Source organism: Clostridioides sp. ZZV14-6345 (genome assembly GCF_020657775.1).
Lineage (GTDB): Bacteria > Bacillota > Clostridia > Peptostreptococcales > Peptostreptococcaceae > Clostridioides > Clostridioides difficile_D.
Genome location: NZ_JAGWCX010000008.1, coordinates 22,483 through 44,970 on the forward strand (window position 1 = coordinate 22,483; position 22,488 = coordinate 44,970).

The window sequence follows — 22,488 nt, forward strand, 5'->3', positions numbered from 1 at the left end:
CTTAAATACAAGGTTTTAAAAGCTAAGGAGGAGAGTATATGAAGAACTCATTGGTTGTTTTGTTAGGATTTGTGACTTGCTCTGTGTTAGTTCCATCACTTATAACTTTAGTGTCTTATAAAAATATAGAATTAACTGAAAAACCAGAGAGACCAGTATCTATAAACAAAACTATTAAAAAAAGTGATATTAAGGACAAAAGTAATAAAGAAGAAAAAAAAATAGTGAACTATGAAACTGTAAATAAAAAAACACCAGTCATTAACGTTTATAATCATATAACAGGAAAAACTGAAAAAATGGACATGGAGAACTATTTATGTGGCGTACTAGCTGGTGAGATGTCATCAGAGTTTGATATAGAAGCTTTAAAAGCTCAATCTGTAGCAGCTAGAACATATGTAGTATATAAACAGGAACATAGTAAATCAAGTAAACATAAAAATGCAGTAGTATGTACTGATTATAAACACTGTCAAGAATATAAGAGTTATGATACTCTTAAAAAGCTGAATGGTGAAGAATGGATTAAAAATAAATATTCTAAAATCCAAGAAGCAGTTAGAGAAACTAAAGGGCAGATAATAACTTATAATGATAAGGCAATACTTCCTCTTTATTTTTCTACATCTTCAGGGAAAACTGAAAATAGTGAAGAAGTATTTTCTGCAAAATATCCTTATCTAAAGTCTGTAGAAAGCCCTTATGATAAGTATTCTCCTAAATTTGCATCAACTCTTAAAATAAGTAATACTGATTTTGTTAAGAGTCTTAGAAGATCATATAGCACTATTGTTATAGATGTGAATAATTTAAGCAAACAAGTTTTAATAACTAAAAGAAGTGATGCTGGAACTGTAGAAAAAATAAAATTAGGAAATAAAGAATTGACTGGAAAAGAAATTAGAACTGTTTTTAAGTTGAACTCTGCAAACTTTGACATAAAATTTGGAGAAGGATACATAGATTTTGTAGTAAAAGGATATGGTCATGGCGTTGGAATGAGCCAGTGGGGAGCAGAAGGAATGGCAGAAGAAGGCTATAAATATTATGATATATTATCACATTACTACACAGATACAAAAATAAAAGATATATACTAATAATTGTATAAAATGCTAAAAACACGTCAATAATCCAAATGTAGAAATATATTTGGAGGTGCAAAATGAAGAAAAAGCTGTTAGAAAAAGATGGTTTTTATTTATCTTTATTTGTATGTGTTTGTTTATTAGCAGTAGGTGGAGTTTGGTTTACAAATAATAATGTAGATAAATTGGCTTCTAATAAAGGCATGATAGAAAATGCTAATAAAGATAGTGAAGAGGAAATACATTTAATTGAAAAAGATAAGAAAGATGCTATTCCTACTGCAACGGATTCAAAACAAAACTTAGAAAAAGCTAAGTCAAAAGAGGAAAATAAGTCAAGTGCAACAAAATTAAATTACATTGGAGATAAAGTAATAAAAGGCTATTCAGAAAAAGAACCTAGTTATTCTAAAACACTTGATGTTTGGGAAACTCATAAAGGTGTAGATATTAGTTGTACTAAAGGTAAAGAAATAAAATCTCTATTAAACGGAATAGTAGTAGATGTATTTAACGATGAAGAATATGGAGAATCAGTAAAAATAAAAAGTGACAATAATATTGTAGTAGTATATTCAAATCTAGATAAAAATGTTAGTGTTAAAAAAGATCAGAAAATAACAGAAGGACAATCTCTAGGTACTGTAGGAAGTACTTCACAGGTAGAAAGTGAAGAAGGTATACATGTACATTTGGAGGCATATAATGGAGATAAATCTATAGACCCAATGAGTCTAATTAAGTAAAAGTATAACAAGTTTAATCATATTTGGTTAAGCTTGTTATATTTTTTGGTGTTTTTACATATATATCATTAAAGCTATTATGTGAGGGGGGTAATCTTTGAGATCTCATATAGAGGAAAGGGCCATAGTGGTAGCAAAATATATACTTGAAAAAAACACTACAGTAAGACAAACCGCCAAGACATTTGGAGTAAGTAAAAGTACAATTCATAAGGATGTTACAGAAAGATTGAAGGAAATAAATCCATCCCTTGCCAAAGAAGTTAAAAATGTGCTAGACAAAAATAAATCAGAGAGACATATTAGAGGGGGATTAGCAACGAAATTAAAATATGAGAAAGAACATAAAAAAATGTAGGTTAAAAACCTACTTTTTTTATTGAATTAAATTATTGTAAGAAATATATTAAATAATTATAAATAGCAAAATAATAATGCTCTCAAAACATTTATTTTCTCTTGATTAAAGCGAGTTTTTTGTATATGCTTTATTATAGGAGTATTAAAATAGGCTTATAATATAACCTAATATAGAAATGAAGGAGTTGAAAAAATGGCTGGAGCTGATATAGGCATAGATTTAGGTACTGCAAATGTACTTGTTTATGTTAGTGGTAAAGGAATCGTTTTAGAAGAACCATCTGTTGTGGCGATAGACAACAGAACAGATTCTGTTTTAGCTGTAGGAGAAGAAGCTAAAAAAATGATAGGGAGAACACCAGGTAACATAGTTGCTATAAGACCTTTAAGGGATGGTGTAATTTCAGATTATGATGTAACTGAGAAGATGTTAAAATCTTTTATAGATAAGATAGCTGATAAAAAGGGATTTGGAAGATTTTTTATGCCAAGAATTATGGTATGTGTACCAACAGGTGTTACAGAAGTAGAAAAAAGAGCAGTAGAAGATGCAACTAGACAGGCTGGAGCTAGAGAAGTATATATCATAGAAGAGCCAATAGCAGCAGCCATAGGAGCTGGTGTAGACATATCACAACCTAATGGTAATATGATTATAGATATTGGTGGAGGTACTGTAGATATAGCTGTAATATCTTTAGGAGGAGCTGTTGTAAGTGAATCTATAAAAGTTGGTGGAGATAGATTTGACGATGCTATAGTCAAATACATGAAAAAACAACACAATCTTCTTATAGGAGAAAGAACAGCAGAAAAAATCAAGTTTGAAATAGGTTCTGCATTTAAGAGAGAAGAAGAAAAATATATGAAGATAACAGGAAGAAATTTAATTACAGGGCTTCCTAGTTCTATAACTATAAATTCAACAGAAATGTTAGAAGCACTTAGAGAATGTGTTGAGCAAATAGTAGTGGCTACTCATGCTGTTTTAGAAAAAACACCTCCCGAGCTAGCAGCAGATATAGGAGATGTTGGTATAATAATGACTGGTGGAGGTTCATTATTATATGGATTAGATAAAATAATAGAACAAAGAACAGGAATAACTGTTACAATAGCAGATGAACCATTATCTTGTGTTGCAAAAGGTACAGGAATAGCTTTAGGTTCAATAGACTTACTTGAAACTGGTGGGTCTTTTAAAAGAAAATAATTAGGAGAGTTTTAGGATGCTAAATATAGATGAAATAAAAAAATTAATACCACATAGATATCCATTTTTATTGGTAGACAAGATTATAGAGTTAGAAGTTGGAAAAAGAGCTGTTGGCATAAAAAATGTAACAGTTAATGAGCCATTTTTTCAAGGTCACTTTCCAGAATATCCTTTAATGCCAGGAGTATTAATAGTAGAAGCTCTAGCACAAGTGTGTGGAGTTGCAATGATGTCTGTAGAGGAAAATAAAGGAAAATTAGGTGTATTTGCAGGTATAGATAAAGTTAGAATTAAGAGAGAAGTAAGACCAGGAGATACATTAACGATGGAAGTTGAAATGACAACTCTTAGAAGAAATATAGCTAAGGCAGATGCTAAGGCATATGTCGGTGAAGAACTTGTCTGTAAAGGTGAATTAATGTTTGCTTTAGTAGAAAAGTAAAAACTTGAAATATAAAAGTAAAAAGGTAGATAATTTAGAGTATTTAATCAGATGCTCTAAAATATCTACCTTTTTATATAAAGAATTTTATCAGTTAGTTTATATTGGGATTAAGTGGATACCAATAAAGCTAAGGCTATTGTTTCGGCTAAGTCCAATATAAAGCTAAGACGTATATTATTAAATGAAAGTCTATTATTTTCATCAATTTTATCTACAATTCCTACTATAGAATAATTTCCTATTTGAGGTAGTTTTTTGCCAACACCTTTTCCGGGCAGGATAGGTCCTTCTCTAATCTGTATATTACCTATGTTACTCTGCGACCCCAAGCAAGCATCTATAGCCAAGAAGTTACCTTGTATATGTGTATTTTTTATAGTATCTAGAGACTCATATATATTTAAGGCGTGAATAGGGTTATCTAGTGTACCGTAAACGGGGTATTTAAAGTTACTGTTTTTAAGTATTGTTCCAACTAAAGGGCCTAAAGTATCACCTATAGCCCTGTCTGTTCCTATGCAAACAACAATCGTATTTTCATTAATTATAGTTTTTAGAACTGAACTTAGCATCTGTATAACATCATCATCGCTGTAATTTACTTTAGCTAAATACAATAGGAACACCCCCTTCAAAAAAATATATGAATAAAAAGCATTAAAAAGACCTAACTTTAAATTTCAGATAGACAGAATATTTTATTTGTCTTACAAAAAAAGGAATAGAAAAAATATGACTAAAAATATTGACAAAATTTAAAAAAAATAGTAAGCTAGTAAAGTAAAATAAAACTTAAATCTTGATTACCTTATCAAGAGAGGCTGAGGGATAGGCCCTGTGAAGCCCAGCAACCACCCAAATGGGAAAAGGTGCTAATTCCTACAAGACAAAAGTCTTGAAAGATGAGGTCAGTTAATTAGTATGTAATTACGATTATTAACCTCTTCTTATTAAGTAGAGGTTTTTTATTTTGAGTAAAATTTCTAAAATTAAAAATAAGGTAAAATCTATAATAAAAATTAAGAATGAATAAGGGGGAATAAAAATGGCAAGACATTTATTTACGTCAGAATCAGTTACAGAAGGACATCCTGATAAGATATGTGACCAAATATCAGATTCAATATTAGATGCATTATTAGAAAAAGACCCACAATCCAGAGTAGCTTGTGAAACTACAGTTACAACTGGTTTAGTTTTAGTAGCAGGAGAAATAAGTACATCTGCTTATGTAGACATTCCTAAGTTAGTAAGAGAAACAGTAAGAGAAATTGGATATACAAGAGCAAAATATGGATTTGATTGTGATACTTGTGCAGTTATAACTTCTATTGACGAGCAATCTGGAGATATAGCTATGGGAGTTGATGAAGGTCTAGAAAGTAAGACTGGAGAAGAGATGGAAGAAGAAATAGAAAAGGTTGGAGCTGGAGACCAAGGTATAATGTTTGGATTTGCATGTAATGAAACTCCAGAGTTAATGCCACTTCCAATATCTTTAGCACATAAATTATCAAGAAGACTTACAGAAGTTAGAAAGACAGGTCTAGTTGATTATTTAAGACCAGACGGAAAAACTCAAGTTACTGTTGAATATGAAGGAAGTAAAGCTGTAAGAGTACATACAGTTCTTATATCAGCTCAACATTGTGAAACAATATTAAATGATAAAATAAGAGAAGATTTAATTAATCATGTTATTAAAGAAGTTATACCATCAGAATTACTTGATGAAGAAACTAAAATTTATATAAATCCAACTGGAAGATTTGTTATAGGAGGACCTCAAGGAGATACAGGTCTTACAGGAAGAAAAATAATAATAGATACTTATGGTGGATATTCTAGACATGGTGGAGGAGCTTTCTCAGGAAAAGACCCTACAAAAGTTGATAGATCTGCTGCTTATGCAGCTAGATATGTTGCAAAAAATATTGTTGCAGCTGGTCTTGCAGATAAATGTGAGATAGAACTTGCATATGCTATAGGTATAGCTAGACCATTATCTATATTTATAGATACTTTTGGGACAGGTAAAGTTTCAGAAGAAAAACTTGTTGAATTAGTAAATAAACACTTTGATTTAAGACCAGGAGCTATAATAAGAGACTTAGATTTAAGAAAGCCTCTTTATAAAAAAGTTGCTGCTTATGGTCACTTTGGTAGAACTGATATAGATTTACCTTGGGAAAGAACTGACAAAGTTGAACAGTTAAGAAAAGATGCTTTAGGTGAATAATTTTTAACTAAAAAGCTGTTAGAATGTAATTTTATGATTACTTTCTAACAGCTTTTTTATTATGAGTTAAATATTTTTAATAAATATTAATTTCTCATCATATAATAAATTAAACAATATTTAATTAGATTAGTACATTTTGTTTTACAATACTATATTAAATTTATACATATTATAGGATATATGTTAAAAACTAGTTAAGATTGTGTTAACTGATGTTAAATAATTAAAAATATATTGAAACATAACAATAATGAGTCTAATATAATCTTAATAAACTTACACTTTAAAAATAATTTTAATTAGGGGGAGTAGTGTATGTCAGGTAAAGTAAATATTAAAACTGTTATAAGCTTTGCTGGAGCTTATGTAGCTACTGTAATAGGTTCTGGATTTGCAACTGGTCAAGAAATACTGCAATTTTTTACGTTTTATGGATATGCTGGTATTATAGGAGGAATCATATCTATGATACTATTTTCATGGTTTGGAGCAGAAGTTATAGAGAAGGGAAGAGAATTGAAGCTTAAAGAACCAATAAAGATTTATCAAGTATATTGTGGAAAGTATCTTGGAACATTCTTTGAATGGTTTGGACCATTGTTTTTATTTGGAACATTAGTAATAATGATTGCAGGAGCAGGAGCTACATTATCAGAATACTATGGATTAAATCCATATGTAGGTAGAATTGGTATGGCAATCGTTTCTCTAATAACTGTTTCATTAGGTTTGACAAGACTTTCTAAGATACTAGGTAATATAGGTCCTATAATAATAATATTTACACTTTTAGTAGGAGCAATTAGTTTATTTAGTAATATTGATGCTTTATCAAATGCAGGAACTATGGTCGATAGCTTAAACATTAAAACTGCTACATCAAATGGATATTTCTCAGGAGTGCTTTATACATGTTATAATGTAATAATAGTAATAACATTCTTGACAGGAATGGGAGCTTCTGCAGTAAATAAGAAAGACGCTGTGTGGGGTGGTATAGTAGGTGGAGTAGCACTTATGGCAGCAGCTATAATGATGAATTTAGCATTACTTTCAGACATAGGAAATATATATACAAAAGAGATACCAGCACTTTACTTAGCTGATAAAATATCTCCAATAATAGGTATTTTATTCTCAGTAGTACTTTTGTTAGGGATATATACTACAGCTGTACCATTACTATGGTCAGTAACTAACAGATTTGTAGAAGATGACCACCCTAAATTTAAAATTATAACAATAGTAGTAAGTATATTAGCTTGTATAGGAGGTCTACTGCCATTTGATAAACTAGTAGGTACACTATATCCGTATACAGGTTATATGGGAATTTTAATTTTATTATGCATGCTTTATAGAAGAATCACTAAAACCGAGGGGTACAAAGAAAATAAATCTGAAATAAGTTAGTATTATGAATACATTTATGAAATCTAATTTGTACGCTAAACATAGAGTAATTAAAATAAAATAGCTATTTAAACATGGTACCTGTATCTTATGGTACCATATTTTTTGGATGCAGATTTTTTTTGTTTCTGATAAAATGTATAATAGTTGGAAATTACGTTAAGTATAAAAATATAAAACTTTTCTAGGACTATCATAGTTTTAACAGATAAGGTATACTAACGTTTAAACGGAGCGATTATTAGTATTTTTAGGAGATAAAAATGGAAAAATTAGAAGGAATGATAAGTGAAATAGTCTTTAAAAATGAAGATAATGGCTATACAATAGCTCATCTGGTAAATGAAAGTGATGAAATTGTCGTTGTAGGATGTATGCCTACTTTGGCAATTGGAGAAAGTATAGAAGTTGAAGGAAAGTGGGTAAACCATAAGATTTATGGGACTCAATTTGAAGTTAATAGTTTTATGCCAGTGACACCATCATCCTTAGAAGGAATTTATGTTTACTTATCTTCTGGAATGATACATGGTATTGGTGAAAAAATGGCTAAGAGAATAATTGATAAGTTTGGTGTAGATACATTAAATGTGATACAAAATTCGCCAGAAAAGCTACAAGAAGTAGAGGGGATAGGAAGTAAAAAAGTAAAACAAATAGTAAAAAGTTATGAAGAAGATAGAGAATTGAGAAATATAATAATAGAGTTGTCTCCTTTTGGAATAACACCAAATTACTGTCTAAAAATATATAAGAAATATAAAAGTAGTGCAATAGAAATTATAAATAAAAACCCATATCAACTTGCTGAAGATATAAGAGGAATTGGATTTAAGGTAGCTGATAGTATAGCAAATAAAATTGGTATAGATAAAAATTCTAAAGATAGAGTTTGTCAGGGCATCTTATATACTTTAAATAAATCTCTAAGTAACGGACATACATATTTACCAGAACATGTTCTAATACAAGATTCAGAAAAGTTATTAGAGTTAAATGGAGAAATAATAAAAGAGTGTATAGTGATGCTAGTTTATAACCAAAAAATACATATAGAGAGAGTAAACAATGAAAATCTTATATATCTTATGCCTTACTATTTAGCTGAAAATGGAGTATGTAGCCAAATAGTAAAATTATCACAGTATGAATTTGAAGACTTAAAAATAGATATAGATAGTGAGATTAATGCTTTAGAAGAAGATAAAAAAATTAAGTTAGCAGAAAAACAAATTTTAGCAGTCAAAGAATCTGTTAACAGTGGAGTATTAATTATAACTGGTGGTCCAGGAACTGGTAAAACAACTACTATTAATGCTATTATAGATATATTTGAAAATAATGGGAAAAATGTAACTTTGGCAGCTCCAACGGGAAGAGCAGCTAAGAGAATGAGTGAAACTTCTGATAAAGAGGCGAAAACTATACATAGGTTATTAGAGATGGGGTTCTCAACAGACGATGATTTAACTTTTTTTAAGGATGAAGAAGACCCAATAAATTCAGATGTAATAATTGTTGATGAGGTATCAATGGTAGATATTATCTTAATGTACAATTTGCTTAGAGCTATAAAGCTAGGAACAAGAGTAATTTTGGTTGGAGATAGTGACCAATTGCCTTCTGTAGGTGCTGGAAATGTACTTAAAGATATGATTGATTCTAATATTATAAATGTAGTTAAATTAAATGAAATATTTAGACAAGCACAAGAGAGCATGATAATTGTAAATGCCCATAAGATAAACAATGGAGAGCCCCTTTATTTAAATACAAAAGGGAAAGATTTCTTTTTTATAAGAAAGTCTACCAATGAAGAAATTTTAAATGAAATAATAGGATTAGTTAATGAAAGATTACCTAAATTTTATAAAGTTGATAAATTGAAAGATATACAAGTTTTATCTTCAATGAGAAAAGGTGAGTTAGGAGTTACTAATCTCAACATAGAGTTACAGAAGTATCTTAACAAAAAAGAAAAATTTAAAGTTGAAGAAAGTTTTTCTAAAAGATTATTTAGAGTTGGCGATAAGGTAATGCAAGTAAAAAATAATTATACAAAAAAATGGGAAACAGAAGACCAAAAAGAAAGTGGAGAAGGTATATACAATGGAGATATAGGATATGTTTATCACATAGATAAAGATAAGAAAACTATTTATGTATTATTTGACCAAACTAAAATTGTATCATATTTATATGATGAATTAGATGAAATTGATCATAGTTTCTGTACAACGATACATAAAAGTCAAGGAAGCGAATTTCCAGTTGTAGTATTGCCAATAACTTGGGCTCCTCCTATGCTACTTAGCCGTAATTTGTTATATACAGCAGTAACAAGAGCAAAAAAATTAGTTGTATTAGTTGGAGATGTGAAATATCTTGAATATATGATAAAAAATAACAGAGTGAATCAAAGGTATTCAAATTTAGGATATAAGCTGAATAAATTCAAGCGAGAAGGGCTGTTGATAGAATAAATATGAAAATATACAATGATAACTTTATTAAGAGTTTTAAAAATATGATTAATAAATGTCTGGATTTTATATATCCTGAGAATATAAGTTGCATAATTTGTGATAAATCTATAAAGAAAACAAATACTTATTCAATATGTAAAAGCTGTTTTAAAGAGATGAATTTTATACAGGATGGTTGTATGAAGTGTGGAAAGCCAATAATACGTCATTCAATTGAAAAAGAGTTTGTTGAAGAGTGTAGCTATTGTTTTAATAAAGATTTTTATTTTGACAAATCAATATCCTGCATTGAATACAATGATGTAACTAAAAAGATAGTATTAGGGCTAAAGTATAATCAAAAAACATTTATGGCTAAATATATAGCTCAGATAATGAAAGAAAAATTGTATTTAGAAAATATAAAATTTGATTATATATTATTTGTTCCACTTCATAAAAAAAGGCTAAATAAAAGAGGCTTTAATCAGGCACAAAAAATAGCATTTAATTTAAGTAAAATGGTAAATATTCCATTATTGGATTGTATAAGTAGAAAAAAATATACAAGAATGTTATATAAATTAAACAAGAAGGAACGAAAAGAAGAACTAAAAAATGTATTTGTCGTCAAAGAAAATATCAAATTAATAAATAATAAAAATATACTTTTAATAGATGATATATTTACTACTGGTTTGACAACAAATGAAATTTCTAAACTTTTAAAATTATCTGGTGTTAATAAGGTCTTTGTATTGACTTTACTCACAAAAGCAAATGATAATTATGTTATGGAATAATCTTATATATTGACAATTTTAATTTAAAATATTAAAATGGATAAGTGATATTTAGGTCTGTGGTTGAAAGTCCAAGCCAGTCGCAGGCAAAGGGATCCACGTAAGTTAACACTAAAAATTGGGTTAATGATCATGGTGCGGCTTAGAAGTAAGGCCTACCGATAATAAAATCGAGAGAGAGTAGTAGTGCGGCGAACCCAAGCGAACCCTCCAGTAGGCGAGTGTGGGGTCAAAAACCAGGTCAGCTAAATATCATATTAAAAGAGAGCTAGCATAATACTTTTATGTGTAGCTCTTTTTTATATATAATAAATTCAGGTTGAGTCATAAAGAGGTGATATGTTTGAATAAAAGACAAGAAAATTTATTGACAACATTGCTATTAAAAGAAGAATTTATAAATGTCAGTGAGATTGCTAATGATTTTGAATGTTCAGAAAGGACAATAAGAAATGATTGCAAATATATTGATGAATGGTTATCCACTTTTTGTAATGCTTATATAAAAAGAAAACCTAATATAGGAATTAAATTTAGTGGAGATGGTACAGATAAGATACTGGTAAATCAGAAGTTACGAGGTGAAGTTAAAAGAGTAAATAGTGAGCTTCATAAGCAAGTTGAGATATTAAATTTATTGCTTTGTAACAATAAAAAAGTCACTTTGAATGATTTATCTAATAAATTGTATATAAATAAAAATATTGTCAGAGAAGAAATAAGTAAATTATCAGTGGCATTAAATAATTATAACTTAAATATCTCAACCAAAAAAGGTAGTGGTATATATATCGAGGGGGATGAGAAAGACATAAGAATAATGCTAGTATCATTCTTATTTAAATACATAGATAAATATAGGTTAAATATAGATGAAATAGAATATTTCCATATAGTAGATATAATAATTGTCAAAAACATAATGTCCACTATAGAGGATAATATGGATATAAGGCTTACAGATATATCATTTAAGCAATTGATGTTATTTTTACTTATAAACATAATACGAATAAGGCTAGGAAATTCTTTAAAAATATCAAATGCCAAGAAAGAACTTAAGCTAAAAATACTTATCTTAGGTATAGAAGATGAGCTAAAATCTAATTTATCTATAGCATTAAATTACGAAGAAAAATTGTTTATAGAATCCCTAATATTTGGTATGAATAAACAAATAAATAGTAGCAATACTAAAAAATCACTATATCTAAATGAAGAATTAGTAAATTATACAAAAAAAATTATAAATTTAGTATCAGAAGAATCAGGAATAAATTTCAATAATGATAGATTACTTTATGAGCAATTAATATGTCATTTGAATTTTACAATGCACCAAATGAAAAGTAATGTTTACTTAGAAAATCCACTTTTAGATAATATAAAGACTAAATTTTGTTTTTTATTTACAGTAATATCAAGTTCAATAGAAATTGAATTAAAAGGAAAACAAATAACTGAAGATGAAATCGGTTATCTTACACTTCACTTTCAAACCTCTCTGGAAAGAAAATACAATAAAAAGGAACCAGATAAAAAAGCAAGTATTGTATGTCCATTTAGTTTTGGAGTAAGTATGTTATTAAAAGTAAAGATAGAAAAGAGATTTGATAACATAGAAATTGTTGAAACATTAAGAGAGGAAGATTTAAAAAGAGATAACTTTAATAAGAAAATAGATTTTATAATTGCATTTCAAGAGTATGAGAATATTCAAAAGCCAATTTTTATAACAACACCATTATTTACTGATGAGGATGAAAACAAACTCAAAGAGTTTACAAACAAAATAAAAGAAAAAGATACTTCGTATAAGCTTATGAACAGATTAATGATGTCTGATTATTTAATAAGGGAGTTAGAGCATGATGATATTTATGAAGCTATAACATATTTAACTAATTTATTAATTGAAAAACATTATGCAGAAAAAGAGTATTTACAATCCATTATAACAAGAGAAAAGTCATACCCAACCAATGTTGGTAAAGGAATATTATTCCCTCATGGAGATATGAAATATATAAAGCAATCTGTTCTATGTTTTGCAAGGTTAAAAACACCAATAAAAATTAGAAATGGAAAGGATATAAAAATTATACTTTTATTAGCTTATAAAAAGGATGATGATAGAAAAGTATTTAGAGAATTATTTAAAGAAATATCTAATTTAACAGAAGATGAAAATATGCTAGATATTCTAAGTAAATGTGATATTGAAAAAGTAAAATATATTCTTATATAAAATTCATAGTGAAATATGGATAAGCACAAAATTTTCCATGTGATGGAAAAAGTTGTGCATGTTTTTTTGTTTTTATGCGATATTATATGTTTGTAAGGTATAAATAAGCTAAAAGCAGATAAGCAACTTAGGAGGAAAAAATGGAAGAAATAGTTTTAAAAATTATAATTCATGCTGGTAATGCAAAATCTATGCTTTATGAAGCACTTGATTGTGCAAAGGAAAACGATTTTAAAAAAGCAGATGAATTAATGGAAAGTGCGAATGAAGAAATCTTAAAAGCACATAAAGTACAAACTGAACTTATACAAAGGGAAGCTGGAGGAAATAAGTCAGATATATCTATCTTATTGATTCACTCTCAAGACCATTTAATGACTTGCATGAGTGAGAGAAATCTTGTAAAAGAAATGATTATATTAAGAAAAGAAATTCAAAAATTAAAATAAAAAAATTAAGGGGGATTTAAAAGAATGAAAAGAAAAGTATATTTATTTTGTAGCTTTGGGATGTCAACAAGTTTACTTGCAGAGAAAATGCAGAAGGTAGCAGATGAACACAATTTACCAATAGAAGTAGAGGCATTTCCAATAGCAGAGATTGATAAAATAGTAGGAGAAAAAAATCCAGATTGTATATTATTAGGACCACAAGTTAAATACATGCTAAAGGAATTAAAACCAAAATTTGAAGCTCAAGGTAAACTTATAGACATAATCAATGAAGTTGATTATGGAACTATGAATGGGGAAAAAGTACTAAAGCTCGCTATAAAGCTAATAAAATCTAAACAAGCATAGAATTACAATAAAAAATAATGAGAAATGAGGGTGGATAGATGAATAGATTGGAAAGAATACTTATGCCATTGGCTGAAAAAATAGGTAAAAACAAGTTATTAATTGCAATTAGAGATGGTTTTTTAATATCATCACCATTATTAATAATAGGTTCATTATTTTTATTAGTATCAAATTTCCCAATAAAAGGATGGAATGAATTTGTAGGTCAAATTTTTGGTCCAGATTGGGCTGTAAAATTGCAACAACCAACTGTAGCAACATTTGAAGTAATGACCTTACTAGCAGTTTTAGGAATTGGATATTCTTATGCAAAGCAAATAGATGTAGACCCAATAGCATCAGCAGCAGTTGCAATAGTTGCTTTTTTTATAGTAACACCATTTGTAATACCATATACACCAGAGGGAACAGAATTAGTCTACATGGTAACAGGTATACCACTAGGATGGATGGGTTCTAAGGGAATGTTTGTAGGTATGATAACAGCAATAACTTCTGTAAAATTATTTGCTGTAGTTGTAAAAAAAGGATGGACATTGAAAATGCCAGATGGAGTTCCTCCAACTGTATCAAAATCATTTGCAGCATTAATACCAAGTGCAATAGTTATGATAGTTTTCTTTTTAGTTAAGATAGCTTTTGAAGCTACACCATATGGAAGCATACATGAATTTATATTTAAATTTTTACAAATACCATTATTAAAATTAGGAAATACTTTAAGTGCTACAGCAATCGCTTATGTATTCTTACATCTATTCTGGTTCTTTGGAATAAATGGAAGTAGTGTTGTTGGGGCTGTGTATAATCCCATATTAAAAATTCTATCAGCTGAAAATTTAGCTGCTTTTCAAGCTGGTACAAAACTACCGAACATAATAACTGCTCAATTTCAAGACATGTTTGCAACATTTGGTGGAGCAGGTAGTACATTATCATTAATTATAGCTATGTTATTAATATGTAAAAGTAAACGTATAAAGTCAATAGGAAAATTATCAATTTTACCAGGAATATTTGGTATAAATGAGCCATTGATATTTGGTCTACCAATAATGCTTAATCCAATACTATTGATACCATTTGCACTAGTTCCAACAGTAAATATAATAATAGCTTATTTCTGTATGTCAACAGGATTAGTGCCACTTACAAATGGAGTTCAGTTACCGTGGACAACTCCAATTATATTCTCTGGTTTTCTAACAACAGGATGGCAAGGTGCAATTTTACAAGTAGTACTTCTTATACTAGGAATATTTATGTATATACCATTTATAAAAATGCTAGACAAACAATATTTGAAAGACGAAAAATCAAATGTTGAAGAGGAAGATGATGATATATCTTTTGATGATTTAGTATTATAGGAGGAAGATTATGAAGAAAATAGTTATGATATTGGACCAAATACAAGCTGGAGCTGGAGGAAAAGAGAAAAGTAATATACCTCCTGCTGGAAAATCAAGCCCATTAGGACCAGGTATAATGATGGAACCATTTTTAAATGAATCTAAGGTAATAGCTACATTATTTTGTGGAGATGAATTTTTTGTAAATAACGAAGAAGAAGTAACAAACAAGATGATAGCTATGGTAAAAAAATTAAACCCTGATGTAGTAATTTGTGGGCCAAGTTTTAATTATGAAAACTTTTCTAAGATGTCGGCAATACTATCTAGAAACATAAATGATAAGACTGATATACCAGCTTTTGCAGCTATGTCAGAAGAAAATGTAGATGTTATAAACGAATATAAAAACGATATATGTATAGTTAAGACTCCAAAAAAAGGTGGAGTTGGGCTTAACGATTCATTAAATAACATATGTAAGTTAGCGAAAGCAATGGCAAATAAAGAAGATATAACTATGATGAAAGAAGAATTTTGTTATTAATTAAAGTATCAATAATTAACAAGTTTGAATATTATACTATTTACAATAAACATACATTAGTAGAATCTATATAATAAGGAGGGGAATTTTAACATGTGGGGTATGATAGCGACATGGAGAATGGCCCTAGAAGGGATAACTGAGGCATCAGAACATTTAGAAAAAGGCATGGAAGCAGGTGATGCTGTAGAGCTTGCTGTAAGAAGAGTTGAAGATTATCCATTCTATAAATCGGTTGGATATGGTGGACTTCCAAATGAAAACTGTGAGGTAGAACTTGATGCTGCATTTATGGATGGTAACACATTAGATATTGGAGCGGTTGCAGGTATAAGAGATTATTCTAATCCTGTCAGCATAGCTAGGAAGTTAAGCTATGAGAAGGTAAATAATTTCTTAGTTGGAATAGGTGCTGAAGAATATGCTCATAAAAATGGATTTGAAAGAAAAAATATGTTGACTGATAGAGCAAAGTTACATTATAAGAAGAGAAAAAAGGAAACTTTAGATAAGGGATTAAGTCCATATGCTGGTCATGATACTGTGGGTATGATATCTTTAGATAAAAATGGAAAGATGTGTGCAGCTACATCAACAAGTGGATTGTTCATGAAGAAAAGAGGTAGAATAGGAGATTCTGCACTATCTGGTTCGGGATTTTTTGTTGATAGTAGTGTAGGAGGAGCTACAGCTACTGGTCTGGGAGAAGATTTGATGAAGGGATGTATATCTTATGAGATAGTTAGACTTATGAAAGAAGGAAAACATCCACAAGAAGCGTGTGATATAGCAGTAAATGAACTTGACAAACAGCTTATCAAAAGAAGAGGAAAAGCTGGTGATTTATCATTAGTTGCCATGAATAATAAAGGTGAATGGGGAGTAGCTACAAATATAGCGGATTTTACTTTTTCAGTAGTAACTAAAGAGGAACCCCCTACTGTATATATTTCAAATAGAGTAGATGGAAAGACTATACATAAGGTTATATCAAATGAGTGGATGGAAGCATATGAAGCTAGAATAAAAGCACCAATAGAATTAAGTGAATAAAGTAGCTACATAATAAAGTAGAGTTTTTATAATAAGGAGATTTTTATGAATATCATAAGTAATAAAATAGATGAATTAAAAGAAGATTTATTAAGTGATATTATAGATATTGTAAAAATACCTAGTGTTAAAGGGGAGTCAGAAAATGGCTTCCCTTTTGGTGAAAAAGTAGGGGAAGCACTTAATAAAGCATTAGAAATTTCAGAAAAATTGGGATTTAAGATTAGAAATTTAGATAATTATATTGGTTATGCAGAATATGGAGATAGCGAAGAATATGTCTGTGTAATTGGGCATGTAGATGTTGTACATGAAGGAGAAGGTTGGAAGTATCAGCCTTATGAAGGAAAAGAAATTAAAGGAAGAATTTATGGCAGGGGAGTATTAGATAATAAAGGTCCTATAATGTCTGCTTTATATGGATTATATGCTATTAAAGAATTAAACCTAAAATTAGATAAAAAAATTAGGATAATATTTGGTACAAATGAAGAAAGTGGATTTGAAGATATACCATATTACTTGAAAAAAGAAAAAGCACCTATTATGGGATTTACACCAGATTGTAAGTATCCTGTTGTGTATGGTGAAAAAGGTATGGCTAAGATTAGAATCAAAAGTAAAAACAATTATGAAGAAGATACATTCTTAGGTTTTATAGAAAGTATGTCTGAAAATGTGCTTGTTACATATAAAGAGTTACATAAAGAAAATAGTAATATTATATTGGATATAAAGGTAAAATACGATTTTAGTTATAAACTAAAAGATGTGTTAGATGAGATAAAATGTAGTTTTCCAAGTAGTATTGAGATAGAGGTAATCTCTAATTTTAATCCTGTATACTTTGATAAAGAAAGTAAGCTTATTAAAAAACTTCAGATAGCTTATGAAAGGGTAACATCATTAGATGGAGCTCCAGTAACGACTAATGGAGGGACATATGCAAAAGTAATGCCAAATATAGTTCCATTTGGGCCTTCATTTCCAGGACAAAAAGGAATAGCTCATAATCCTGATGAATACATGGACATAGAAGATATAATATTAAATGCAAAGATATTTGCAAATGCAATATATGAATTGGCAAAGGAGTAGTTATGTTAGAGATAATAGGAATGACAGTAGAAGATGCTAAAATTATAGAAGATTGTGGTGCAGATAGAATAGAGTTAGTTAGTGCCTTAACTGAAGGTGGGTTGACACCAAGTTTTGGTCTTATAGAAAGAGTTGTTAACAGTGTAAAGATACCTGTGAACGTAATGGTAAGACATCATGCGAAAAGTTTTGTATATAGCAAAGAAGATATAAGTATAATGCAAAAAGATATAAGCGTAATTAAAGAGATTGGTGCTAATGGAGTTGTGTTTGGGGTATTGGATAAAAACAACAATATAGATGAGAAAAATCTAAATATCTTATTGAAATATTGTGATAATCTTGATGTTACATTTCATAGAGCTATAGACGAATCAAACACAATGGATAGTGTTAAAACTTTGAAGGATTATGATAAAATTACAAACATACTAACATCAGGGGGTAAAGGAAGTATAGTTGATAACATACAAATAATAAAGAATATGATGCTTAGTTCTAATCACATAAAAATTCTTTTAGGTGGAGGACTTAATTTTAATAATATAGAAAAAATAAAGGAATCAACTAAATCAAGTAATTTTCACTTTGGTACAGCTATTAGAATAAATAACAGTCCTTTTGAAGATATAGATAGACAAAAGCTTAAACAACTCGTAAATATAATTTCAAGATAGTTATAGATAAAAATATAAAATACTTAGTTTAAATAAAGAGTGTGAGTTAATTATAATTTGGGTATATGAATGTTAATAGGTATCAAATATGAAATTATTGTTGAGGGTGCTTTATCACTTTTGGATAGTATTAAATATAAATAATGAAAGAAAAGATAGAATATGGAGGTTTTAGAGGGTTTATATTTATAAAAGTTAAATGGCATATAATACATATAATTTCCTAAAATTACCAACTTATGACATGAATTCACATATTAATAAACAATTAATGGAGATTTTTGTGGATAGAAATGGATATAAGTAGTAGTAAAAATAGCTTTAAATAAACAAAAACAAGAGTTATTAACAATTTTATCCACATTATCCACAGGTATTTGTAATAATATTAATCCACATGAGTATTAAGATAACTAAAAATAATAAATAATTCTATCAATTGAATAGAAAAAATCATAAAAGTTAATAATAAAAAGAGGATTATGAGAGTTCGTGTAGAATATATTATTTAAAGTATAAATTTTCTTATACTGGCATAATTGAAGGGAGATGTACTTATGAACATAATTATATCTGGAAAACAAATCGAATTAACTGATGCAATAAAAAATAAAATCGAAAGCAAACTAAGTAAGTTAGATAATTACATCCATCCAGACACTGATGTAAAAGTTACAGTAAGTGCTAGAAAAGCAAGACAAAAAATAGAAGTAACAATAGCTACTGTAAATGGACCTATAATTAGAGCAGAAGATATGCAGGAAAATTTATACACAGCTATAGATGTGGTATACGATAAATTAAGTAAACAATTAAAAAAATATAAAAAGAGATTACAAGATAAACATAAAGATAACAAGAGTATAAGATTCCAAGATGCAGAGATAAATCTAGCTGATGAACAAGAGGATTATGGAGATGAAAATCAAGAGTTAGTAATTCAAAGACGTAAAAAATTTAGTGTTAAGCCAATGAGTGAAGAAGAAGCTGTATTACAGATGGAGTTAATAGGACATGATTTTTATATGTTCAAGAACATAGATTCAGATGAAATAGCAGTAGTTTATAAACGTCATAATGGTGGATATGGTATAATAGAACATGAATAAAGCAATTTAGATTTAATCATATTAGCTATCGATAAATAAATTATCGATAGCTTTTTAAATTAATATTAAAAGTATAGTTTTTATGGTAAAATGAATAATAGTACAATAAAGAACGAGGAGAGATGTAAAATATGAGCTTTATGGATAATTTATTCAACATGGCAGATAAAAAAGAATTAAAAAAGTTCAATAAAACTGTTGATATAATAGATTCATTAGAACCTAAGTTTGAATCTATGGCAGACTCGGAACTTAAAAATATGACAAATATATTTAAAGAGAGATTAGCAAATGGTGAAAGTATAGATGATATACTTCCAGAAGCTTTTGCAGTAGTTAGAGAAGTTTCTAAGAGAGTGTTAGGACTTAGACACTACAGAGTTCAAATGATTGGAGGTATAGTTCTACATCAAGGAAGAATAGCAGAAATGAAAACAGGTGAAGGTAAAACTTTGGTTGCAACTGCCCCTGTTTATTTGAATGCGCTTACTGGAAAAGGGGTACATGTTGTAACAGTAAATGATTACCTTGCAAAACGTGATAGAGACCAAATGGCAAAAATCTATGAGTTTTTAGGAATGAGTGTAGGTGTTATTATACATGGTCAAAATCCAAAAGTTAGAAAAGAGCAATATGATTGTGATATAACTTATGGTACAAATAATGAGTATGGATTTGACTACTTAAAGGACAATATGGTAATACACAAAGAGCAAAGAGTTCAAAGAGGATTAAATTATGCTATAGTGGATGAGGTTGACTCTATACTAATAGATGAGGCTAGAACACCACTTATAATATCTGGGCCTGGAGACAAATCAACTCACTTATATTCAGATGCAAATACATTTGTTTTAACTTTAAAACCAGATGATTATGAATTAGAAGAAAAAGATAAGGCTGTATCTCTAACAGCGTCAGGTATACAAAAAGCAGAAGTATATTTTAATGTTGATAATATAACAGATATATCTCATACAGAATTATATCATCATATAAATCAAGCTTTAAGAGCACATGTAATAATGAAGAAAGATGTTGATTATGTTGCTAAAGATGGAGAAATAGTAATAGTAGATGAGTTCACAGGTAGACTTATGTTTGGTAGAAGATATTCAGACGGTTTACATCAAGCAATAGAAGCAAAAGAAGGTCTTAAAATACAAAGAGAGTCCAAAACATTAGCTACTGTAACATTCCAAAATTACTTTAGAATGTACAAAAAACTTTCTGGTATGACTGGTACAGCAAAAACAGAAGAAGAAGAATTTAAAGCAATCTATAAAATGGATGTTTTCCAAGTGCCTACTAATAAACTTATGGTAAGAGAAGATTTACCAGATTGTGTATACAAAAGTGAAGCAGGTAAGTTTAATGCTGTAGCTCAAGAAATAATTGAAAGACATAAGGTTAATCAACCAATACTTGTAGGTACAGTATCAATAGAAAAGTCAGAGTTATTGTCACAAATACTAAAGAAAAAAGGTATTAAACATGAAGTATTAAACGCTAAACATCATAATAAAGAGGCAGAAATAATAGCACAAGCTGGTAGACTTGGAGCTGTTACAATAGCCACTAATATGGCTGGCCGTGGTACCGATATAGTTCTAGGTGGGAACCCAGAGTTCTTAACTAAGAGAGAAATGAGAAGAAATGGATTTAAAGAGGAAATAGTAAATAGAGTAGATACTCCAATAGAAGGAATACCTGTAAAAGGAAATGAGATTCTATTTGAAGCTAGAGCAGAGTATGAAAAACTATTTGAAAAGTTTAAGCAACAAACACAAGAAGAACAAAAACAAGTTATAGAAGCAGGTGGACTTGCTATAATTGGTACAGAAAGACACGAGTCTCGAAGAATAGATAACCAGTTGAGAGGTCGTGCTGGTCGTCAAGGTGACCCGGGTAGTTCAAGATTTTATATAGGTCTTGATGATGACCTTATGAGATTGTTTGGAAGTGATAGAATATCTGGAATCGTAGATAAAATCGGTCTTGAAGAAGATATGCCTATAGAACATAGAATATTGTCTAAATCTATTGAAGGAGCACAAAAGAAAGTCGAAGGTAAAAACTTTGGAATAAGAAAGCATGTACTTCAATACGATGATGTTATGAATAAACAAAGAGAAATAATATATGCAGAGAGAAAGCGTGTACTAGAAGGTGAAGATTTACAAGAACAAGTACAATCAATGACTCATTCTATAATAGAAGAAGCGGTTACTCTTTATACGCAAGATAAAGGATTTGATGAAGAAGGATTTAAAGAACATATGTATAATCTGTTCTTACCAAAAGGTAGTATAGAAATCCCAGAAATAGAAAAACTTAATCCAGTTGAAATAACAGAAAAGGTTTATGAAATAGCTATGAAGATATATACTTCAAAAGAAGAACAGGTTGGATATGAGAGAATGAGAGAGGTTGAGAGAGTAATCTTACTTCAAGCTGTTGATAACCATTGGATAGACCATATAGATGCTATGGACCAATTACGTCAAGGTATAGGTCTTCGTGCTGTAGGTCAACAAGATCCAGTTATTGCCTATAAAATGGAAGGTTTCGACATGTTTGATGAAATGAATAAACATATCAAGGAAGATACTGTAAGATATTTATTTAATATAACAATAGAAACTCCAGTGGAAAGAAAAGCAGTTGTAGATGTTGAAAATCTATCTTCTCCATCAGATGGAACACTTCCAACAAGTAAAACAGTTAAAAAAGATGAAAAAGTTGGAAGAAATGACTTATGCCCTTGTGGAAGTGGTAAGAAATATAAAAACTGTTGTGGAAGATAATCTCGGAGGATTA

General features: G+C 29.3%; 20 protein-coding genes and 1 riboswitch. Of the genes, 19 read left to right on the plus strand and 1 reads right to left on the minus strand.

Translation table 11 applies throughout. The features are described 5' to 3' along the window. Window positions 1-38: 38 nt before the first annotated feature. From spoIID to fabZ, 5 genes are all read left to right on the plus strand, one after another. Window positions 39-1,103, plus strand: a complete 1,065-nt coding sequence (gene spoIID / locus KGF39_RS03300) for a stage II sporulation protein D (protein WP_227821177.1) — start codon at window positions 39-41, stop codon at window positions 1,101-1,103. 65 nt (window positions 1,104-1,168) lie between these two features. Further along, on the plus strand, window positions 1,169-1,837 hold the full coding sequence (locus KGF39_RS03305; protein WP_227821178.1) for a M23 family metallopeptidase: 669 nt from the start codon (window positions 1,169-1,171) through the stop codon (window positions 1,835-1,837). Window positions 1,838-1,934: 97 nt separating this feature from the next. Beyond that, on the plus strand, window positions 1,935-2,195 hold the full coding sequence (gene spoIIID, locus KGF39_RS03310; RefSeq protein ID WP_003420727.1) for a sporulation transcriptional regulator SpoIIID: 261 nt from the start codon (window positions 1,935-1,937) through the stop codon (window positions 2,193-2,195). Between the two features lie 195 nt (window positions 2,196-2,390). Next, window positions 2,391-3,410, plus strand: a complete 1,020-nt coding sequence (locus KGF39_RS03315) for a rod shape-determining protein (RefSeq protein ID WP_227821179.1) — start codon at window positions 2,391-2,393, stop codon at window positions 3,408-3,410. Window positions 3,411-3,426: 16 nt separating this feature from the next. Then, the gene (gene fabZ / locus KGF39_RS03320; protein ID WP_054272854.1) at window positions 3,427-3,855 is read left to right on the plus strand and encodes a 3-hydroxyacyl-ACP dehydratase FabZ; all 429 of its coding nucleotides are present in this window, start codon (window positions 3,427-3,429) and stop codon (window positions 3,853-3,855) included. A gap of 110 nt (window positions 3,856-3,965) precedes the next feature. Here the strand turns inward: fabZ and yyaC are convergent, their stop codons facing one another. Then, window positions 3,966-4,475, minus strand: a complete 510-nt coding sequence (gene yyaC, locus KGF39_RS03325; RefSeq protein WP_227821180.1) for a spore protease YyaC — start codon at window positions 4,473-4,475, stop codon at window positions 3,966-3,968. 188 nt (window positions 4,476-4,663) lie between these two features. Next, window positions 4,664-4,767: riboswitch (SAM riboswitch) on the plus strand. A gap of 136 nt (window positions 4,768-4,903) precedes the next feature. Between yyaC and metK the strand changes: the two genes are divergently transcribed. From metK to secA, 14 genes are all read left to right on the plus strand, one after another. Next, window positions 4,904-6,097: a methionine adenosyltransferase gene (gene metK, locus KGF39_RS03330; protein ID WP_227821181.1), complete on the plus strand. Its 1,194-nt coding sequence runs from the start codon at window positions 4,904-4,906 to the stop codon at window positions 6,095-6,097. Window positions 6,098-6,415: 318 nt separating this feature from the next. Continuing rightward, window positions 6,416-7,513: a hypothetical protein gene (locus KGF39_RS03335; protein ID WP_054272857.1), complete on the plus strand. Its 1,098-nt coding sequence runs from the start codon at window positions 6,416-6,418 to the stop codon at window positions 7,511-7,513. Between the two features lie 263 nt (window positions 7,514-7,776). Continuing rightward, window positions 7,777-9,996: an ATP-dependent RecD-like DNA helicase gene (locus tag KGF39_RS03340; protein ID WP_227821182.1), complete on the plus strand. Its 2,220-nt coding sequence runs from the start codon at window positions 7,777-7,779 to the stop codon at window positions 9,994-9,996. A 2-nt stretch (window positions 9,997-9,998) separates the two neighbouring features. Further along, window positions 9,999-10,781, plus strand: a complete 783-nt coding sequence (locus KGF39_RS03345; RefSeq protein ID WP_227821183.1) for a ComF family protein — start codon at window positions 9,999-10,001, stop codon at window positions 10,779-10,781. 334 nt (window positions 10,782-11,115) lie between these two features. Continuing rightward, a complete protein-coding gene (locus tag KGF39_RS03350) occupies window positions 11,116-13,029 on the plus strand; it encodes a BglG family transcription antiterminator (RefSeq protein WP_227821184.1) in 1,914 nt (637 codons plus the stop codon). A 140-nt stretch (window positions 13,030-13,169) separates the two neighbouring features. Then, window positions 13,170-13,478: a PTS lactose/cellobiose transporter subunit IIA gene (locus tag KGF39_RS03355; RefSeq protein WP_227821185.1), complete on the plus strand. Its 309-nt coding sequence runs from the start codon at window positions 13,170-13,172 to the stop codon at window positions 13,476-13,478. 24 nt (window positions 13,479-13,502) lie between these two features. Continuing rightward, window positions 13,503-13,829 (plus strand): PTS sugar transporter subunit IIB, encoded by a 327-nt coding sequence (locus KGF39_RS03360; RefSeq protein WP_054272862.1) that lies wholly within the window; start codon window positions 13,503-13,505, stop codon window positions 13,827-13,829. Between the two features lie 38 nt (window positions 13,830-13,867). Then, window positions 13,868-15,202 carry a PTS cellobiose transporter subunit IIC gene (gene celB, locus KGF39_RS03365; RefSeq protein ID WP_227821186.1) on the plus strand — a complete coding sequence of 445 codons (1,335 nt, stop codon included), beginning with the start codon at window positions 13,868-13,870 and terminating at the stop codon, window positions 15,200-15,202. Between the two features lie 10 nt (window positions 15,203-15,212). After that, entirely contained in the window at window positions 15,213-15,731 is a 519-nt protein-coding gene (locus KGF39_RS03370; protein WP_227821187.1) for a GrdB-related putative oxidoreductase, read from the plus strand. Window positions 15,732-15,824: 93 nt separating this feature from the next. Continuing rightward, window positions 15,825-16,784: a N(4)-(beta-N-acetylglucosaminyl)-L-asparaginase gene (locus KGF39_RS03375; protein ID WP_227821188.1), complete on the plus strand. Its 960-nt coding sequence runs from the start codon at window positions 15,825-15,827 to the stop codon at window positions 16,782-16,784. A gap of 45 nt (window positions 16,785-16,829) precedes the next feature. Further along, the gene (locus tag KGF39_RS03380) at window positions 16,830-17,882 is read left to right on the plus strand and encodes a Sapep family Mn(2+)-dependent dipeptidase (protein ID WP_227821189.1); all 1,053 of its coding nucleotides are present in this window, start codon (window positions 16,830-16,832) and stop codon (window positions 17,880-17,882) included. A 2-nt stretch (window positions 17,883-17,884) separates the two neighbouring features. Next, complete coding sequence (locus tag KGF39_RS03385; protein WP_227821190.1) at window positions 17,885-18,559, plus strand: copper homeostasis protein CutC; 675 nt, start codon at window positions 17,885-17,887, stop codon at window positions 18,557-18,559. A gap of 557 nt (window positions 18,560-19,116) precedes the next feature. Then, the gene (hpf, locus tag KGF39_RS03390; protein WP_054272868.1) at window positions 19,117-19,668 is read left to right on the plus strand and encodes a ribosome hibernation-promoting factor, HPF/YfiA family; all 552 of its coding nucleotides are present in this window, start codon (window positions 19,117-19,119) and stop codon (window positions 19,666-19,668) included. Between the two features lie 131 nt (window positions 19,669-19,799). Then, window positions 19,800-22,475 carry a preprotein translocase subunit SecA gene (secA, locus tag KGF39_RS03395; protein ID WP_227821191.1) on the plus strand — a complete coding sequence of 892 codons (2,676 nt, stop codon included), beginning with the start codon at window positions 19,800-19,802 and terminating at the stop codon, window positions 22,473-22,475. Window positions 22,476-22,488: the final 13 nt, after the last annotated feature.

Bases quoted from the DNA above. Each gene is read 5' to 3' on its own strand.
- spoIID (WP_227821177.1), top strand. From the start codon at position 39: ATGAAGAACTCATTGGTTGTTTTGTTAGGATTTGTGACTTGCTCTGTG.
- KGF39_RS03305 (WP_227821178.1), top strand. From the start codon at position 1,169: ATGAAGAAAAAGCTGTTAGAAAAAGATGGTTTTTATTTATCTTTATTT.
- KGF39_RS03315 (WP_227821179.1), top strand. From the start codon at position 2,391: ATGGCTGGAGCTGATATAGGCATAGATTTAGGTACTGCAAATGTACTT.
- fabZ (WP_054272854.1), top strand. From the start codon at position 3,427: ATGCTAAATATAGATGAAATAAAAAAATTAATACCACATAGATATCCA.
- metK (WP_227821181.1), top strand. From the start codon at position 4,904: ATGGCAAGACATTTATTTACGTCAGAATCAGTTACAGAAGGACATCCT.
- KGF39_RS03335 (WP_054272857.1), top strand. From the start codon at position 6,416: ATGTCAGGTAAAGTAAATATTAAAACTGTTATAAGCTTTGCTGGAGCT.
- KGF39_RS03340 (WP_227821182.1), top strand. From the start codon at position 7,777: ATGGAAAAATTAGAAGGAATGATAAGTGAAATAGTCTTTAAAAATGAA.
- KGF39_RS03345 (WP_227821183.1), top strand. From the start codon at position 9,999: ATGAAAATATACAATGATAACTTTATTAAGAGTTTTAAAAATATGATT.
- KGF39_RS03355 (WP_227821185.1), top strand. From the start codon at position 13,170: ATGGAAGAAATAGTTTTAAAAATTATAATTCATGCTGGTAATGCAAAA.
- KGF39_RS03360 (WP_054272862.1), top strand. From the start codon at position 13,503: ATGAAAAGAAAAGTATATTTATTTTGTAGCTTTGGGATGTCAACAAGT.
- celB (WP_227821186.1), top strand. From the start codon at position 13,868: ATGAATAGATTGGAAAGAATACTTATGCCATTGGCTGAAAAAATAGGT.
- KGF39_RS03370 (WP_227821187.1), top strand. From the start codon at position 15,213: ATGAAGAAAATAGTTATGATATTGGACCAAATACAAGCTGGAGCTGGA.
- KGF39_RS03375 (WP_227821188.1), top strand. From the start codon at position 15,825: ATGTGGGGTATGATAGCGACATGGAGAATGGCCCTAGAAGGGATAACT.
- KGF39_RS03380 (WP_227821189.1), top strand. From the start codon at position 16,830: ATGAATATCATAAGTAATAAAATAGATGAATTAAAAGAAGATTTATTA.
- KGF39_RS03385 (WP_227821190.1), top strand. From the start codon at position 17,885: ATGTTAGAGATAATAGGAATGACAGTAGAAGATGCTAAAATTATAGAA.
- hpf (WP_054272868.1), top strand. From the start codon at position 19,117: ATGAACATAATTATATCTGGAAAACAAATCGAATTAACTGATGCAATA.
- secA (WP_227821191.1), top strand. From the start codon at position 19,800: ATGAGCTTTATGGATAATTTATTCAACATGGCAGATAAAAAAGAATTA.